This window comes from Microcoleus sp. S13_C5 (genome assembly GCF_036700845.1).
GTDB lineage: Bacteria > Cyanobacteriota > Cyanobacteriia > Cyanobacteriales > Microcoleaceae > Microcoleus.
On sequence record NZ_JAUBPR010000015.1, the window covers coordinates 23297 to 39758 of the forward strand.

The following is a 16462-nucleotide window of genomic DNA, read 5'->3' on the forward strand; positions in this document are numbered from 1 at the left end:
AATGGGGAATAGGTAATTATTGAGCGTTAATCTTGTCTTGATGGCTATAACTTTGTCCATCATTCCACAGAGATTGAATTAGTGTGTTTATAGCACTGATAAAACCCAGGATATAAAAAGCAAATCTAGTTAGGATTTTAATGGGCGAGGCGCTTTTATAACAAGGCGGATTTCCCAAAACGTGGCAGTCAAAGAGTTTGGCAAAAAATCGCAGGCATTGAAAGGCTGTTAAATTTTTCAATCCCATGAGGAAATGGTTGTGATAAAATGTGACTTGATACTCGATCGATCGCGTGCTGACATCGTGACAGCCCCCGCTCTCTTCCCCCAAGTGAACTAAACACGCATTGGGATCGTACCAAATTTTCATGCCAGTCGATCGCAATCTCAAACAAAAATCCGACTCCTCCCGCACCGCACTCCCTGCAAACCGCTCATCAAACCTCAGCCCCCATTCGGCAAAAACCTGCCGGCGAAATGACATATTACAGCCTCTAGCCGAGAGCACCTGCTGCGGTTTTACTGTATGTACCAAATCGATAAAATACCAGGCAATGCCCGCATCCATCGCTTCTAAGGGCAAATATTCGATCGCCAAATCGCCTCCTGAATTATCCAGTTTCATTCTGTCAAAAACCCTGCCCGCCACACCTCCCACATCGGGTTTTTCTAAATAGTTGTCAGCGTGAGCCGCCAAAAAACCATCTGGCAATTGTACATCATCATCAATAAATAAAATAATATCTCCAACTGCGCGCCGCACTGCATAATTTCGAGCAGCCGGCAAACTCGCCCAATCTACTCTAAACCACCGAATTTTGCCAGCCTTTGCCAATTCCTCTAAATAAACTTGAGTTTCTGATTCGTGGGTGCGAGTTTGATCAATTACCAGCACTTCAAAATTCTGGTAATTTTGCCGAATCACATCAGCCAATGTCTCTCGCAGAGGTTGCTCGCGGTTGTACGTGGGTATCACAACAGAAATCATCATTTGCAGTTGCCACTTTCATTATTTCTCTACACGCCAAAGCCAGACATCGCCCGGTTTGTAAATTGGTGTGATTTTATATTTTTGCACTTTTTCGAGTTCAAATTGCAATGCTTCTGTAGGTCGGTAGAGAAATACATCGCTAAAACCATCAGGAATTTTGACTTGGGCGGGTTTAACTGCCAGCAAAAGCTGTACTTGCGGCTTTAGCAGATAGCTGACAGACAGTATTTTTCCTGTGATGTTGTTGCCTCCGTGAGTGATTACTAAAGGTTTTTTCGCTTGATTGACAATCGCGGCTACTTGTGGATTATATTTAGTGCTAGAAGGATACTTGTTCCACCAAAGTTGTGACTGTGAGCTGACGGCACAAGAAACTATTCCACTCGATATTAGCGCTATTAAACCGAGCTGCCACAGCTTTTGTTGTCGGGGATTGGTGGCGGATACAATTTTAGCAGTCAATAGATAGGCAACAGCTAGCTGGATTCCTAAAATATAGGGAACCATATAGCGATCGGCAACGCCTCGCACTGCTATCAATACTATCGCTGTAATTCCGATCGCTGTCAATACAAACAGCCAAACTCGTTTGGGAGTTGAGCGGCAGAGTGAGTATAGTGAATGTGCGATAGCTAACAGCAATACGACCCTTACAATCAGTCTGATTAAATCTGTAGCCATATTGCTCGCACCCAATTTGATAATTCCGCCCGCCCAATGCGTGTCGATAAATATTCGGCAGGTGATTCTAATTAAAGGTTTAAGTGAAGATATGAAAGACAGGTAAATGCGGGGTAAGCCTACTGTAGCCTCGATTCTTTGCGCGTTATAAAATAATACCCAAATCCAAGGTGCAAAAATAATTATTGCAGCCGATGCAGCTAGTAAATAAGCAATTAATGTCTTGCCAAAACGCCAATTTTCTGTGATAATTACATAGATGCCGTGGGCGAATACTACTAAAAAAAATAATAAACTAGAATAGAGTCCAAAAGTCAGGGCGATCGCATAAATAAACCAAACAGCCTTGCTCAATTTAGATGTGGTGGGAGAATTTTGTATGGCGATCCTCTTGGTTGGCGTAGCCCCCGTAGGGGCGGGCTTTCCTTCGGATCGCTTCGCTAACGCTAACGCCCGCAGCAGAATTGCATTCGACAGCAAGACAAGGACTGCAAACATCATGTAAGGTCTTGCCTCTTGCGCGTACAAGACGTGAAAGGGTGAAACAGCAACGATTGTAATAGCCACCCATCCCACAGACGCAGAGCGAAATAATTCCCAGCACAGCCAATAAATGCTGGGAAAAACTAACAAACTAATCAAAGCTGAAAGACTTCTGACCGTCGCCACTTGCGGGCCGAACAACTGCACCCAAAACCGGGCTAAAATAAAATACAGTGGCGATAGTTGGGGTTCTTCTGTAGCTAAACCTTTAACAGTATTCCACCAAGTTTTTTCGGGATTTATCTGCTGGTATTTCTGCTGCAAATCTGCGACGCTAATTGTTTTGCCTTGAAAATCTTGCTGCACCATTTCCGTCCAGGTGTAGCCAGAAATTCGCAGCGAGGTGATAGATTCGTCGAACGAGTAGACTTTGCGATCCAGATTAGTAAAGCGAAACCATATCCCCGTTATTAATATGACGACAATTAAAAAAATTAACGAAATTCGATGCAGCCGCCCATTTTGAATTGATTTGGTATTCATACAATCAGAAATGGGGAAATGAAGAAAGAAGGATTTAGTTATTTAGGACAGAGGGAATAAGCAGCAGGGAATAAAGAATGAAAAATTGGTTTCAATAGCCCCTATATTTATCTAGAGGCTTCTTCCTTCTTCCTTCTTCCTTCTTCCTTCTTCCTTCTCCCTTTTTCCTTCTTCCTTCAGATTAATTCCCCATTTCCATCAGATAGCTATGTGTTGCTGAACGGCTAAAACTAAATTTTCAGTCCAGAAATTAGCCAATTCGGCGCTGGCAGCTTCCACCATAACTCGAATTAGCGGTTCAGTGCCAGAAGCGCGAACCAAAACCCGTCCCTGTTCGCCCATTGCTGTTGTAGCACGTTCGATCGCACTTTGCATTGCCTCGCACTCCTGCCATTTCAGGCGTTTTTCGCGATCGTCCACCCGAATATTTCGCAACAACTGCGGATAAGTTTGGAAACTGCCACTTACCAATTGTGCCAAAGATTGCCCGGACTGGCGCACCAGCGAAGCCAAATGCAAAGCTGTCAGCAAACCGTCGCCACTGACACCATAATGCGGACAAAGAACGTGTCCCGACTGTTCGCCGCCCAACATTGCACCAGTGCGCTGCATTTCAGCGTGAACGTACTGATCTCCGACGTTCGTTCTAGTTAGTTTGCCCCCCAATTCTTCCCAAGCTCGCTCGAAGCCGAGGTTAGCCATTACAGTAGAAATAATTAAATTGGACGGTAACTGTTCGGAGTCGCGCAACTGCCGACCCCACAGATAAAGAATGTAATCGCCGTCAATCGCTCGACCTTTGTTGTCAACACCCAAAACTCGATCGGCATCGCCGTCAAAAGCAAATCCCAAATCAGCATTGTGTTCCAAAACCGCCGCTTGCAAACTTTCGAGATGAGTAGAACCGCAGTTAACATTAATGCGAGATCCATCAGGAGAGTCGTGCAAACAGATCACATCCGCCCCCATTTGCGCGAACACCGCCGGCCCCAAACCCGCAGCCGCCCCCCAAGCCAAATCCAAAACTATCCGCATTCCCTCCAAATTCATCTGTTGCAGCGAATCACAGAGCGAAGTGGCATAATCTTTCACCAACTCAGACCGATGGTAGTGGTGTCCCCAAGCCAAGCTAGCAACCGGAACCTTTGCCCCCCGGATTCCCGCTTCGATTTGTTCCTGCAACTGCTGTGACAGCTTGGAGCCGTTTGAGTCGAAAAATTTAATGCCGTTGTCTTCTGGGGGATTGTGAGAAGCCGAAATCATCACTCCGCCGACCGACTCCGAAATGCTTGCCAGATAAGCAACGCAGGGAGTGGGACACAATCCCAAATTCCACACTTCCAAACCGGCGGCCGTCAAACCCGCTGACAGTGCCATTGCCAGCATATCGCTGGAATTCCTGCTGTCTTGCCCCAAAATCACAGGCCCCAGGTTGGAGGAATGTTGCCGTAGAACTTGTCCAGCCCAGAAGCCCACTTGCAGGGCTAAGGGTGCATTCAGCAATTCTCCAACTTTCCCGCGAATGCCGTCTGTGCCGAAGAGTTTGGTATTGGGGAGGGGGAGGCTATCTCCCACCAGCATCGTATCGCGTTTGACTGGCTGTACCGAGTTAGCAGCTTGAAAGTCGCTGCCACGAGGGCGCGAAGGTGTCTGAACCATATTCACTCCTTTAGGAATATTCACACTCACACTTTGGGTTCATGTTACAACTGAAAGCTTTATTTTCAGCCTAAACTCCATTTATTTCGTCGATTGCTAAGGCAACTTGCTCTGACAACCTACGCACAAAGCTTAACTTCATCGGAAAAATTTGTATTGTACCCAGGGGAAAAACTTTTAGTCCCGGGCGCGGCAACGCCAGGAAACCCGGTTTCTTTCTGCCTCCAGGAGTTACGCTGCTGCTGTTTGAGCCTGTCAGCAACTGCGGGTATAGAAGGTTAATGCTGTATTGCCGTATATTTTATGGCGGCAAATTTCTAGGCCGGAAATTGGTTGTGTCGATCGCTCCGGGCTGTGTTCGACGGCCATTTCGCCGTTTGGTGCTAGCATTTCTTGGCTGGCGATCGCGTTTAACACAGGTTCGTACAAGTCGCTGGCGTAGGGCGGATCGAAGTAAATGCGATCGAACTGCTGCCCCGCTAGTGTCACCAATTTCGCCGTCGCGTTTCCTCGCAGTATTTGGAATGTTTGGGATGAGTCTGCTACTTGCTCCCAGTTTTCGCGGATAATCGCACAAGCTTTCGCCGACTGTTCGATGCCAGTGACACTCGCGGCTTGCCTACACAAAGCTTCTGCACCCATCGAACCGCTGCCGGTACAAATGTCAAGCCATCTGCAATCTGCGATCGTCCCTTGCCAAATATTAAATAAAGCTTCTCTGACTCGCGAAGGTGTAGGGCGAGTTGCGAGTCCCGGCAGGGTTTTGATTTGGCGATTGCCACAGATTCTTAAACTCATTTAGGAAGAAGGAAGTTCGGCAACGGATTTTGTAACGGATGTAACGGATGTAACGGATGTGAGGAAGAAAGAAGAAGGAAGAAGGAAGAAGACTTTTACAAATGTCAAACCCGGTTTCAGCAATCTACCGGGTTTTTCAAGACTCATGCCACCTAAGCAGGTACTTTTTCCCTCACCAGACTGACAAAATTTGACAGCATTTGCAATCCCGTACTCGAAGACTTTTCCGGGTGAAATTGCACAGCCATCAGATTGTCTTTAGCTATAGCCGCCGTCACGTTTTGACTACCGTGAGTCACAATTGCCGATCGCACTTCCAAATCAACAGGATCGACATAATAAGAATGCACGAAATAAACCCAAGGATCAGACGGTAAATTTTCCCACAACGACAAATTCGCCTGAGTAAATTGCAATTGATTCCATCCCATGTGCGGAATTGTCAAACCCGGTTCCGAGCGAAATCGGCGCACTTTTCCCGCAATAACGCCCAATCCCGGTTCTACACCTTCTTCGGAACTTTCAAACAGAATTTGCAAACCCAAACAAATGCCTAAAAAAGGTTTTCCCGAGGCGATCGCACTTTTTATCGGTTCTATCAAATTGCGCGATCGTAAATTCTGCATTGCCGGGTCAAACGAACCCACTCCCGGCAAAACCACCGCATCAGCCTGCTCGATTATAGCAGGAGAATCTGTAATTTTTGGCACTGCACCCACATTTTCCAAGCCTTTACAGACCGAGTGCAGATTGCCCATGTCATAGTCTACTACTGCAATGACAGACATTGACTTACTTGCCTTATATTATCAATATCAGTATTATTGCACAAATATGACGGCGAAAATCCTGCTAACCTCATTTGATACTTGGCTTCCCCATCAGAAATCCAACTCTTCGGACGACTTATTAGCCAAGATTTCTCAGAGAAAATCTTTGCCTGATTCCCTGATTTTTTTGAGGAAACTGCCAGTAGATTTTCAGCTAGCACCTAATTTAGCGATCGCCCAAATCAACCAACTCCAACCCGACACTATTATCTGCTGTGGCATGGCCGAAAGCCGGCAAAAATTAACCGTAGAATCTTGCGCTTGCTGCGCTCGCGACATACTGAAAACAGCCGTTAATCTCGAACCGCTAGTCGCTGATTTAGCTGCAACAGAAATCAGTCACGAAGCCGGAAAATTTGTATGCGAAGCCCTATATTATGCGGTTTTAAAACACCTTGGAGATTCTCAACTTAGCAGCAAATGTATTTTCGTACACGTACCAATTTTGACTGATGAAAACACCGACAAGATTGTCGCCGATTTTTTATTAATTTTAACTCGCCTCCCTTAACAACTGACAACTGACAACTGACAACTGCCAGTTGCCAACTGCCAAGTCTTTAGCCGCCGTAATTCCAACCGGTGCTTTCTAGCAGCAACGGATTGCCTTCTCGGTGGACGCCTGCAGCCAAAACTTCTCCCACATAAACCGTGTGATCCCCGTGTTCCACAGCACCAACAACTTTGCACTCAATGTAACCCAGAGAATCCGAGATAATCGGACAACCAGTTTCCGCGCCGGGATAAAATTCTACATCCTCAAATTTATTGCCAACGCGGCGCTGCTGTTTAAAGAATTTCTGGGCTAGCTCTTTTTGCCCTGCTTCTAGGAAACTCAAAGCAAAGACACCGCTGGCTTTGATCATGCCGTGGGATTTGGAGTCTTGCTTGACGCAGTTGACAACTAAGGGAGGGGTAAAGGAAGATTGCATCACCCAGCTAGCGGTGAAACCGTTGACTTCCTCCCCGTCTTTGACACCGCAGATGTACAATCCGTGAGGGATTTTCCGCAAGATGGTCTTTTTAGCTTGTTCGTCTAGCACGGGCTTACCTGTTCGATCGATAATTCTACACCGCTCAGTTTACCAATATCGGGATCGCAAACCCACCTGTCTTAAGGGCTATTCGCTAATATTGCCTTTTTCGATCCCAAACTTGACACCAGTTTTAAGTCAGAATTAATAACTCAAAACTATTGTGCAACTCCGTGCTTTTTAAACCAATCTTGCAACCGTTTCCAAGCATCCTCAGCTTCTTTTTCCCGGTAACTGGGACGATAATCAGCGTTAAAACCGTGTGGTGTATCTGGATAAAGTACAATTTCGGAACCGCTGCTACCAGTTTTGAGAACTTCCCGCATTTTCTCGACTGTATCGTTGGGAATTGACTCGTCTTTGGCGCCGTAAAGCCCCAATACAGGCACTTTCAAAGTTGCTGCAAGGTCGATCGGGTGTTTGGGAGTTAAAGCCGTAGAATCGCCAACCAAACGCCCGTACCAAGCCGCGCCAGCTTTAACTTTGGGGTTGTGGGAAGAGTACAGCCAAACAATTCTGCCACCCCAGCAAAATCCTGTAATTCCCAACTTATTAGTATTGCCTTTTCCTGACTTTTGTGCCCACTCTACGGTAGCATCTAAATCCGACATAACTTGAGCGTCAGGAACTTTCGAGACAACTTTACTAATAATTTCTTGGATGTCGGTTATTTTAGAAACATCACCTTGACGGGCAAACATTTCTGGGGCGATCGCCAAATAACCTAATTTTGCAAAACGGCGGCAAATATCTTGAATGTGTGCGTGAACTCCGAAGATTTCTTGAATTACTAGAATTACTGGAAAATTGCTGCCGCTGGCTGGCATTGCTCGGTAGGCTGGAATTGAGCCGTCTTTGACGGGAATTTTTACCTCACCTGCCACTAAACCAGCAGCATCGGTATTGATAACGGCAGCCGCAATAGGATGAACTGCTAACGCAAATCCGGCGCTTAATGCGGTGACAGTGATAAATTGTCTGCGAGTTAAATCAGTCATGGCGATTTTAGATTTTAGATTTTAGATTTTAGATTGGGTAATTGAGAATTGGGAATTGGTAATTGGTTATTTCATAATTGCTCCTTCTTTCTTTTTCCTGACATCCGTTACATCCGTTACAGAATCCGTTGCCGAACTTTCTTCTTCCTGACATCCGTTACATCCGTTACAAAATCCGTTGCCGAACTTCCTTCGATGGTCGGAAAAGCCGATCGTGCTCTGGATGGTACAAGCGCGATCGCCCTTCTGCTGATTTTCCCAACGCCGGACTAATCACATACATTGTCGTTCTGATCAAATTATTTTCGCGCGTAGCAACGGCCATTTTGTCAAGGGGAACTAGCACAATTTTTTCATCGGGCCAGCCCAACCGATAACAAATCGCTACAGGTAAATCCGAGGGGTAATGTTCCATCAATTTAGCTTGAGCCTGTTCGACATGGCGGGCGCTCAAATACAGGCACAAACTCGCTTGATGAGCCGCTAAACTCGCCAATTCTTCGCGTTCGGGTACTTCGGTTCTGCCGCTAATTCGCGTCAAAATAATTGTCTGCACAACTCCGGGAACTGTCAACTCAATTTTAAGTTTAGCCGCCGCAAGTTGGAAAGCGCTAATTCCCGGGATTACCTCAAAAGCAATGCCCTCGGAGGCCAAAGCTTGCATTTGTTCGCCGACAGCCCCGTAGAGACAGGGATCGCCGGAATGAAGGCGGACGACGCTTTTCCCCTCGCGCACTCGTTCCACCATCAAAGGTACAATCTCTTCGAGGGTCTTATCCGCAGTTTGGATCACTTCAGCATCCGCGCGCACCCCCTGCAAAATTTGCTCTGGGACTAGCGAGTCAGCAAATAATATGACATCGGCTGCAGCCAGTAATTTTTGAGCCTTAACAGTCAACAAATCCGGGTCTCCCGGGCCTGCACCTACAATGTATACCCCTGGAATTAGGGCTTCAATCTCTGTCAAACTCATTGCTGCTAAAAAATTTGCTAAATTTACGGACTCTTCCGGATGTACCTATTTTGGTTGGAAGTAAGGGATGGTAGATGCACCCTGGTTTTGAACCCTAGAGACTAACCTCTCTGGGGTTTTTTATTGATCCTCTGGCAATTTCGGAGTGATCTTTGCCCGATCGCTATTGGGGGAGACAACATCGGGTAAAGGTCGATCGAGCAAATAAAGCCAAGCTAACCCGCCCAACCCTAAAACAATCCCAGTCAAGCTTACCATCTGTGCCGTCCGCAGCGGCCCGAACATCAAACTATCAGTCCGCAACCCTTCAATCCAGACTCGGCCGGAACTGTAAGCTGCGATATAAACCAAAAATAAAGCACCAGTTTTCAAGCGAATTTTGCCCTGCAAATCGCGGAAAAATAAAGTCAGAAGCAACCCAAATACTGTCAGATTCCACAGGGATTCGTAGAGAAATGTGGGGTGGAAGTATTCAAAATTAGCGTAGGCGGGCGGGCGGCTGTTTGGGGGAATATAAAGTTTCCAAGGCAAATCCGTAGGACGGCCAAAAGCTTCCGAGTTAAAGAAATTTCCCCAGCGTCCGATCGCCTGACCGAGAATTGCCGAAGGCGCGATTAAATCTGCCAATTGCCAAAAAGAAACTCGCTGAATTTTCGCAAAAATTAAAGCTGCGATCGTGCCACCCAAAATCGCCCCGTGAATGGCAATTCCGCCTTTCCAAATCGCAATAATATCTTCAGGTCTCTGGGCGTATTGCTGCCACTCGAAAGCCACGTAATAAATTCGAGCACAGGGAATAGCGCCCAGAACCAGCCAAATTGCCAAATCGCCCAGCAATTCCGGGTTGACGCGGCGTTTTTGGGCCAAGTATTGGGACAGACTGACCCCAATCAAGACGGCAGAAGCTATCAACAGCCCGTACCAGCGGATGGTGACGGGGCCGAGTTGAAAGATAATCGGGCCCGGCGATGTAAATTGAAAGCCTAAAGGCAGCGCAAGAATATTTAGCACCATAAAAGTTGCATTAATTTTGGTGGAAAGCAGTCAGATTGCATACCCTTGAACAAACTACAGAGTTTATTTTAGGTGGCTGCCGTCATTTAAATGCAATTTTTGTGGAATTTAGCCAAAAATTAACTTTTTTGTGGAGATTTCTTTTACCTTCTGCCTTCTTGAGGATTGACAGCAGCTTTGGTCGAGAAGTTGTGAACTACCCAGCGCTGATGCTATCGCATACAGCGTGGGCTTCTGTCTTCGTAGGGGAGTGCCTCAGATTGGACTTACGCCCCACCTTTGGACTTACCTTCCCTCCAACAGCAGAAACGGCTGTTCCATCCGTCTTTAGCATTCTGATACCTTCATTCCTGATATTTGTTGCAGCATTGCCATCTCTGTCGTGATGAGTGCCACAGTGAGAGCAAGTCCACTCGCGCACCTCTAGAGACATTTCCGAGACTTGATGCAAACAAACTGAACAGGTTTTCGAGCTAGGAAACCATCGATCAATTTCTACTAACCTACCGCCTTTGCGGTCTAATTTGTAGCTCAGGAAATTGACAAACATTCCCCAGCCAGCAGCATCAGAAATAGCTTTAGCTAAGCAATGATTACGAACCATGCCTTTAACATGAAGATTTTCTACTATGACAACTTGGTTTTTGTTGACCAGCTTTGCACTGAGTTTATGCAGAAAATCCTGCCGACAATTGGCTACCCGTTCGTGTACCTTAGCAACTGATTTTTTAGCTTTTTTGCGAGAATTACTACCATCCTTTTTACGCGCTAACTTTTGCTGCTTACGCTTGAGATTTTGTTGATATTTTACAAAATGTTGAGGATTCTCAAACTTAGAAATCTTAGTGCCGTCGGCAACGATCGCAAAGTGTTTTAATCCTAAGTCAATCCCAACGATTTTCCCAGAGGTAGAAACTTCTCGATTTTCACCTTCAATCTCAAATAAAATTGCAGCAAAGTATTTACCCGAAGGGTTTTGGCTAACTGTGACAGTTTTGATTTTTCCGTCAATCGGTCTATGTAATTTTGCTTTGACTACTCCAAGTTTAGGGAACTTGAGTTCAGAGTCAGAAACGACTTGAACATTTTGGGGGTATTGAATCGACTGCTTATGCTTTTTTGACTTGAACTTAGGAAACTGAGCTCTTTTGTCAAAAAAGTTTTTATAGGCAGTCGTGAGATTAAGCGTAGCCGCCTGTAGCACTTGACTGTAGCAGTCACTTAACCATTCATATTCCTTTTTTAGCGCTGGCAGTAAAGCATTTAATGCAGATTGTCCAAGCCCTTTGCCAGTCTCTTGATAGACTTCAATGGACTTATTAAGCGCGTAATTCCACCACCAACGAGCGCAACCAAAACTCTGTGCCAGATGCTGGGACTGCCGATCGGTAGGGTATAAACGAACTTTGACAACTTTGCGTAGCATTTAGTTACTGCTAATTGCTATTAATAGTAAATATTATATCAAAGGTTTTGCCGATCTGCAAAGATCGCTACAGAACAAGTGGGTTCGATGCCCACTTGTTCTGTACGCTTTCATCCCGGCACTCAACGGACTACTATTAGAGTGCGGGACTTCCCGCTTGTTAGTTAAATTTTGTGATGACCTATGTCTCCTACTTCCGTTTCTCAGGTGTACTCTTCTGGTAATTCCAAGGGTGCGAATCAGTCTCGCAAGACTGCTGCTTTGGCTGTTGAGTCGGGTAAAATTCCGCCCTTGTTGGGGGCGAGTTTAGCTGAGTTAACGGAGTGGGTGCAGCAGCAGGGACAACCGGCTTATCGCGGAAAGCAATTGTACCAGTGGATTTATGAGAAAGGTGCCCGATCGCTCTCTGACATTTCTGTATTCTCGAAACAGTGGCGCGAGACTGTTGCTAAAATTCCGATCGGGCGATCGACTATTCACTATCGATCGGTCGCACCAGACGCCACCGTAAAGTATCTCTTAAAATTGGCAGACGGTCAAATCATTGAAACAGTCGGCATTCCCACCGATAAACGGCTGACTGTGTGCGTCTCAGCCCAAGTTGGCTGCGCGATGGGATGCGACTTTTGCGCTACCGGAAAAGGCGGTTTCAAGCGCAATTTAGAAAAACACGAAATCGTCGATCAAGTCTTGACAGTACAGCAAGATTTCGGCCGCCGAGTCAGCCACATCGTATTTATGGGAATGGGCGAACCCCTGCTGAATTTCGATAATGTTGTAGCTGCTGTCAAGTGTTTGAATCAAGACGTAGGAATTGGACAGCGAAATATCACCATTTCTACAGTAGGAATTCGCAATCGCATCAGCCAACTAGCTGAACATCAACTGCAAGTTACCCTAGCCGTCAGCCTCCACGCTTCTAATCAAAGATTGCGGGAAGAGTTAATTCCTAGCGCCCGCCCTTATCCTTTGGGTGAGTTAATCGCAGAATGTCGGGAATATGTGCGATCGACTGGACGCAGATTAAGTTTTGAATACGTACTTTTAGCAGGTGTGAATGACTTGCCAGAACACGCAGCCGAGTTAGCAACTCACTTGCGCGGTTTTCAGTGTCACGTCAATTTGATTCCTTACAATCCGATTCAGGAAGCTGAATATCAGCGACCGACTCCCAATCGAATTAACAGTTTTGTGTCGGTTTTGAAGGAAAAGAAAATTGCAGTTAGCGTGAGGTATTCTCGCGGCTTAGAAGCAGATGCAGCCTGCGGACAATTGCGGGCATCCGAGGTTTAGAATTAGATTTTTAACCCTAAAAATTGTCGTAGGGTGCGTCAGAGTGCGTTATTTAATCGATGATTGAGAAGCTACGTCCTGACGCACCCTTATACTTTAGCTACAAGCGTTTAACAAGTATCCACCGCAACTCTAACGGCGGTGTTTGTTGCACCGAAAATAAATCGCGCCCGCTAGCCCAACTGACAAACCAAGGTGTCGGCGGCCACGCCGACTCAGGCAAATGTTTTTGTTCGTATTCAATCACAGATTCATCCGAAATAATTTCTAACGGCAAACCCTCTATTGCTGCTTGCAATTCTTCTCTGGTAATCAGATAAGACCAACATAATTCAGACATTTGTTTTGCCATCTCATCCGGTTCGTAGCCATCTACAGCTAAGAAAGTGCTGAATAAGATAAACCCGCCACTTAAGACAGCATCGGACATTTTGCCGAGGAAAAGGCGGACTTGTTCGGGATAGCGGAAGTGGGAGAGAACTTCAGTAGCAAGGGCTAATTTGTACCGATAAGTTTTCATCCTCAATAATGGGTCTAAAACGTCGCCTTGGGTGACATTTATCGGCAAGTTTTCGGCGGTTGCTGCTGCTGATAGTTTCTCGGCAAATATCGGTGTTAGTTCGATCGCATCCACGGAATGGCCTAACCTTGCTAAGGGCAAACTATTGCGCCCTGGGCCCGCACCGACATCTAAAATAGGTGCTTTTCCCGGTTCGCCTAATTCGGCGGCAATGGCGATGACTTTGGCATCGGGATGGCTGCCGAATAAAGGTTCGGGGCGAATATCCGGCCAGCTATGATATTTCTGGGCCATTGATTCGATTTGAATCTTCGTATTCAGAGTAATGCCGCCGGCTAAACCGGTTTGGGAATTGGCGGGAAAGTATGAGACTATGAGGTTAGCGTGGGGGGAATTTTTGAATCCTTCTGCTAAGGCGTTGGCGATTAATGTTCGCAAGTTTTCGGCTTGGGCAGCGTCGATGTTTTGTCCGAGAATGTTTAAGAAGTCTGACAGTAATTTAAGATAGTCGTCTAGCATTGATGGCAAGCAAGGCAGATAGAATTCTCCCTTGATGCCGATGTTCTTTTTGAGCCTTTCTTTGAGAATTAATTTCAGACGATTGGAGTCTATCAGCGGCGCGCCTGTGTCGGGTGATTCGCTGACGGGCAATTCGGGGATAGATGCGGCACTGGTAAGGTTTTTAGTCACAATCTTTTTGATTAGATTCAGCAATAAGTGCGATCGCACCGAGCATAATCTTGTGCTCTTGCACCTGAATTCTCGCGTGCAGCGTTTCTGCGGTATCATCAGGCAATACAGGTACCGCAGCCTGCATTAAAATCGGCCCGCTGTCTACTTCTAAACGGGCGATATGCACCGTACATCCGGTGATTTTAACCTTGGCGGCCAGTGCTTGCTCGACGGCGCGAATTCCTGGGAAACTCGGCAGTAAGCTGGGGTGAATGTTAATAACGCGATCGGGAAAAGCATCAAACAAAACTTCGGTAACAATTCGCATCCAACCCGCCATCACTACCCATTCTACATCATATTCTTGAAAAGTTTTGACAATTTTTGTATCCAATTCTTCGCGGCTTTTGCAGTCGCGGTGATTGAGCAAAATGGAGGGAATGCCGTATTTTTCTGCTCTGGCTGCGGCTTTGGCTTCGGGATTGTTGTAAATTAATACTGGGATTTTAGCGTTGAGTTGTTGATTTTGGATGGCTTGGGCAATTACCTCGAAGTTGCTGCCGCTTCCTGATGCTAAAACTCCTAATTTTAAGGGAGGATGAGCCGGAGCGATCCTCTTCGAGGGCTTCGCTAACGCACTTTTGCCAATCTCAGGAGAAATCAGGCAGGCATTGGAATTAACAGATACTGGATTAGCGGTCATTCGATTTTAGATTTTAGATTTTAGATTTTGGATTGGCCCCACGGATAAATTCGGGGGCGTGAGGATTTTAGATTTTGGATTGATTCCACGGATAAATCACGTGGCGGGTACAATCAAGAAATTCTTGGTCATAAAGATAAAAACTATTCAATCGTATTCTACTATAGAGGTAAAGGGTAAGGTGTGCTTGGTCGCACTCTACATCGAGATATTGGCTCAGTCCTAAGTATATTTTATTCTGTGACTTACTGATTCAACCCTATTCTACAATATTCTCAAAAAACTCTTCCCTGAGAATCGAATAAAGTTTTAGATCCCAATATCTGTCTTTCACAAATAGGTGCTGTCGCAATATCCCTTCCCTTTGCATTCCCACTTTTTCCATCACCCGCGCGGAAGCAATATTGTTAACTTCACATCGAGCCATAATTCGATTCAGCAACATCTCCCGAAAACCGAATTCAATCACTGCATTAACAGCCTCGCTCATGTATCCTTCTCCCCAATAGCTCCTAGAAAGTGCGTAGCCAATTTCCGCGCGACTGTGCGTCATGCTCCATTCCACAAATCCGCAAGTCCCGATAAACTTTTTCTCGGCTTTATGGACGAGTCCCCAATCTACCAGCTCTCGTCTTTTGTACATTTTTGTAAGTGACCTGAGAAAGTATTTAGTGTCTTCGATCGAGGTGTGAGTTGACCACATTGTGTATTGTGATACTTCGGGATTTGAAGCATACTCAAACATATCGCTCGCATCGTTTAAAGTAATTTTTCGGAGCAGGAGCCTTTCAGTTTCTATAGTGGGTAAATTAGCTAATATATCGAGAAGGTTCATTTTGACATTGACCTATATTGTGATACCATTTAAAACTAAAAGCTAAAATTTACAAGCCAATGGTTCGGATTAAATTTGGGCGTTTTAACTGGTTGGATAATGATGCGATCGCAGCTTGGACTTTCCTGGCCCCAGCTTTGCTGTTTCTGGGTACTTTTTTGATTTGGCCGATCGCCTATTTATTTTACCTCAGCTTTACCAGTGGCAGCTTTACCCAGTCGGGAGTGCGTTGGATTGGCTTCAACAACTACTGGCGTCTAGTCACAAACCCGGATTTCTGGCAAATTCTCCAAAATACGCTCTATTTTACTACTGCAACAGTCATTCCCAGTTTAGTGATTCCATTGGGCTTAGCAGTTTTGCTAAATCGGTCGTTTGCTTGGCGAGGAGCTCTCCGCACCGCTTATTTTATTCCTTCGATTACCTCTTTAGTTGCAGTTGGCTTGGGTTGGCGGTGGTTGTTTCAAACCGAAGGCCCGGTTAATAATGCCCTAAGTGCGCTCGGCTTAAATCCAATTCCTTGGCTTAGCAGCACAGTTTGGGCAATGCCAGTGATAATTCTGCTCAGTGTTTGGAAACAATTAGGCTTTAATATGGTAGTATTTTTAGCAGGATTGCAAGCAATTCCGGTAAATCGTTACGAAGCTGCAGAATTGGATGGAGCTAATGCTTGGCAGCAATTTTTGTACATCACTTTACCCGGTTTGCGGCCGACTTTAGTATTTGCTACTGTCACTACTGCTATTTTTACCCTGCGGAGTTTCGAGCAAGTTTATGTCATCACCGGCGGCGGCCCTTTGAACTCTACTAATTTGCTAGTTTATTATATTTACGAGCAAGCTTTTTCGCAATTTGATTTTGGCTATGCAGCCGCTGCGGCAACTTTCCTGATGGCTGTAGCTTTGCTATTAGTCTATTTACAACTAAAAGTTTGGGGCGAAGATGCTTGATTTCACATCCGGTAGTGTATAGGAGGGGCGGGTTTACGAGATTGTTTGTTTTAGGCATA

16 protein-coding genes are annotated in these 16462 nt (G+C 45.8%); 3 read left to right on the top strand and 13 right to left on the bottom strand.

Going from position 1 to position 16462, the window contains the following annotated elements; translation table 11 throughout:
* Positions 1-16: 16 nt before the first annotated feature.
* From hpsN to hisH, 5 genes are all read right to left on the bottom strand, one after another.
* Positions 17-991: a hormogonium polysaccharide biosynthesis glycosyltransferase HpsN gene (gene hpsN, locus QUA04_RS06530; protein WP_333254956.1), complete on the bottom strand. Its 975-nt coding sequence runs from the start codon at positions 989-991 to the stop codon at positions 17-19.
* An 18-nt stretch (positions 992-1009) separates the two neighbouring features.
* Positions 1010-2698 (bottom strand): glycosyltransferase family 39 protein, encoded by a 1689-nt coding sequence (locus QUA04_RS06535; protein WP_333254958.1) that lies wholly within the window; start codon positions 2696-2698, stop codon positions 1010-1012.
* 198 nt (positions 2699-2896) lie between these two features.
* Entirely contained in the window at positions 2897-4357 is a 1461-nt protein-coding gene (gene glmM / locus QUA04_RS06540) for a phosphoglucosamine mutase (RefSeq protein ID WP_333254959.1), read from the bottom strand.
* A 255-nt stretch (positions 4358-4612) separates the two neighbouring features.
* Positions 4613-5155, bottom strand: a complete 543-nt coding sequence (gene rsmD / locus QUA04_RS06545; RefSeq protein ID WP_333254961.1) for a 16S rRNA (guanine(966)-N(2))-methyltransferase RsmD — start codon at positions 5153-5155, stop codon at positions 4613-4615.
* A gap of 152 nt (positions 5156-5307) precedes the next feature.
* Positions 5308-5943 (bottom strand): imidazole glycerol phosphate synthase subunit HisH, encoded by a 636-nt coding sequence (gene hisH, locus QUA04_RS06550; protein WP_333254963.1) that lies wholly within the window; start codon positions 5941-5943, stop codon positions 5308-5310.
* 46 nt (positions 5944-5989) lie between these two features.
* Here hisH and QUA04_RS06555 point away from each other — a divergent pair, with 46 nt between their 5' ends.
* Positions 5990-6496, top strand: coding sequence for a pyroglutamyl-peptidase I family protein (locus tag QUA04_RS06555; protein ID WP_333254965.1), 507 nt, complete (start codon positions 5990-5992; stop codon positions 6494-6496).
* Between the two features lie 49 nt (positions 6497-6545).
* On the opposite strand, the gene QUA04_RS06560 is transcribed toward QUA04_RS06555, so the two are convergent.
* The 5 genes from QUA04_RS06560 to QUA04_RS06580 form a co-directional block, all read right to left on the bottom strand.
* The gene (locus QUA04_RS06560) at positions 6546-7028 is read right to left on the bottom strand and encodes a flavin reductase family protein (protein WP_333046458.1); all 483 of its coding nucleotides are present in this window, start codon (positions 7026-7028) and stop codon (positions 6546-6548) included.
* A gap of 149 nt (positions 7029-7177) precedes the next feature.
* Positions 7178-8017 (bottom strand): dienelactone hydrolase family protein, encoded by an 840-nt coding sequence (locus QUA04_RS06565; RefSeq protein ID WP_333254967.1) that lies wholly within the window; start codon positions 8015-8017, stop codon positions 7178-7180.
* A 166-nt stretch (positions 8018-8183) separates the two neighbouring features.
* On the bottom strand, positions 8184-8990 hold the full coding sequence (cobM, locus tag QUA04_RS06570; protein ID WP_333254970.1) for a precorrin-4 C(11)-methyltransferase: 807 nt from the start codon (positions 8988-8990) through the stop codon (positions 8184-8186).
* Positions 8991-9110: 120 nt separating this feature from the next.
* Positions 9111-10004 (bottom strand): prolipoprotein diacylglyceryl transferase, encoded by an 894-nt coding sequence (lgt, locus tag QUA04_RS06575; protein WP_333254972.1) that lies wholly within the window; start codon positions 10002-10004, stop codon positions 9111-9113.
* 196 nt (positions 10005-10200) lie between these two features.
* A complete protein-coding gene (locus tag QUA04_RS06580) occupies positions 10201-11430 on the bottom strand; it encodes an RNA-guided endonuclease TnpB family protein (protein ID WP_333254974.1) in 1230 nt (409 codons plus the stop codon).
* Between the two features lie 183 nt (positions 11431-11613).
* Between QUA04_RS06580 and rlmN the strand changes: the two genes are divergently transcribed.
* Entirely contained in the window at positions 11614-12723 is a 1110-nt protein-coding gene (gene rlmN / locus QUA04_RS06585) for a 23S rRNA (adenine(2503)-C(2))-methyltransferase RlmN (RefSeq protein ID WP_333254976.1), read from the top strand.
* 100 nt (positions 12724-12823) lie between these two features.
* On the opposite strand, the gene QUA04_RS06590 is transcribed toward rlmN, so the two are convergent.
* The 3 genes from QUA04_RS06590 to QUA04_RS06600 all read right to left on the bottom strand — a co-directional run bounded on the left by QUA04_RS06590 (position 12824) and on the right by QUA04_RS06600 (position 15453).
* Positions 12824-13933 carry a class I SAM-dependent methyltransferase gene (locus QUA04_RS06590; RefSeq protein WP_333254978.1) on the bottom strand — a complete coding sequence of 370 codons (1110 nt, stop codon included), beginning with the start codon at positions 13931-13933 and terminating at the stop codon, positions 12824-12826.
* Entirely contained in the window at positions 13926-14618 is a 693-nt protein-coding gene (gene purN, locus QUA04_RS06595) for a phosphoribosylglycinamide formyltransferase (protein ID WP_333254980.1), read from the bottom strand. Before purN ends, QUA04_RS06590 begins: the two co-directional genes overlap by 8 nt.
* Positions 14619-14877: 259 nt before the next feature.
* A complete protein-coding gene (locus QUA04_RS06600) occupies positions 14878-15453 on the bottom strand; it encodes a GNAT family protein (protein WP_333254982.1) in 576 nt (191 codons plus the stop codon).
* 59 nt (positions 15454-15512) lie between these two features.
* Between QUA04_RS06600 and QUA04_RS06605 the strand changes: the two genes are divergently transcribed.
* A complete protein-coding gene (locus QUA04_RS06605) occupies positions 15513-16403 on the top strand; it encodes a sugar ABC transporter permease (protein WP_333254984.1) in 891 nt (296 codons plus the stop codon).
* The last annotated feature ends 59 nt before the right edge of the window (positions 16404-16462 follow it).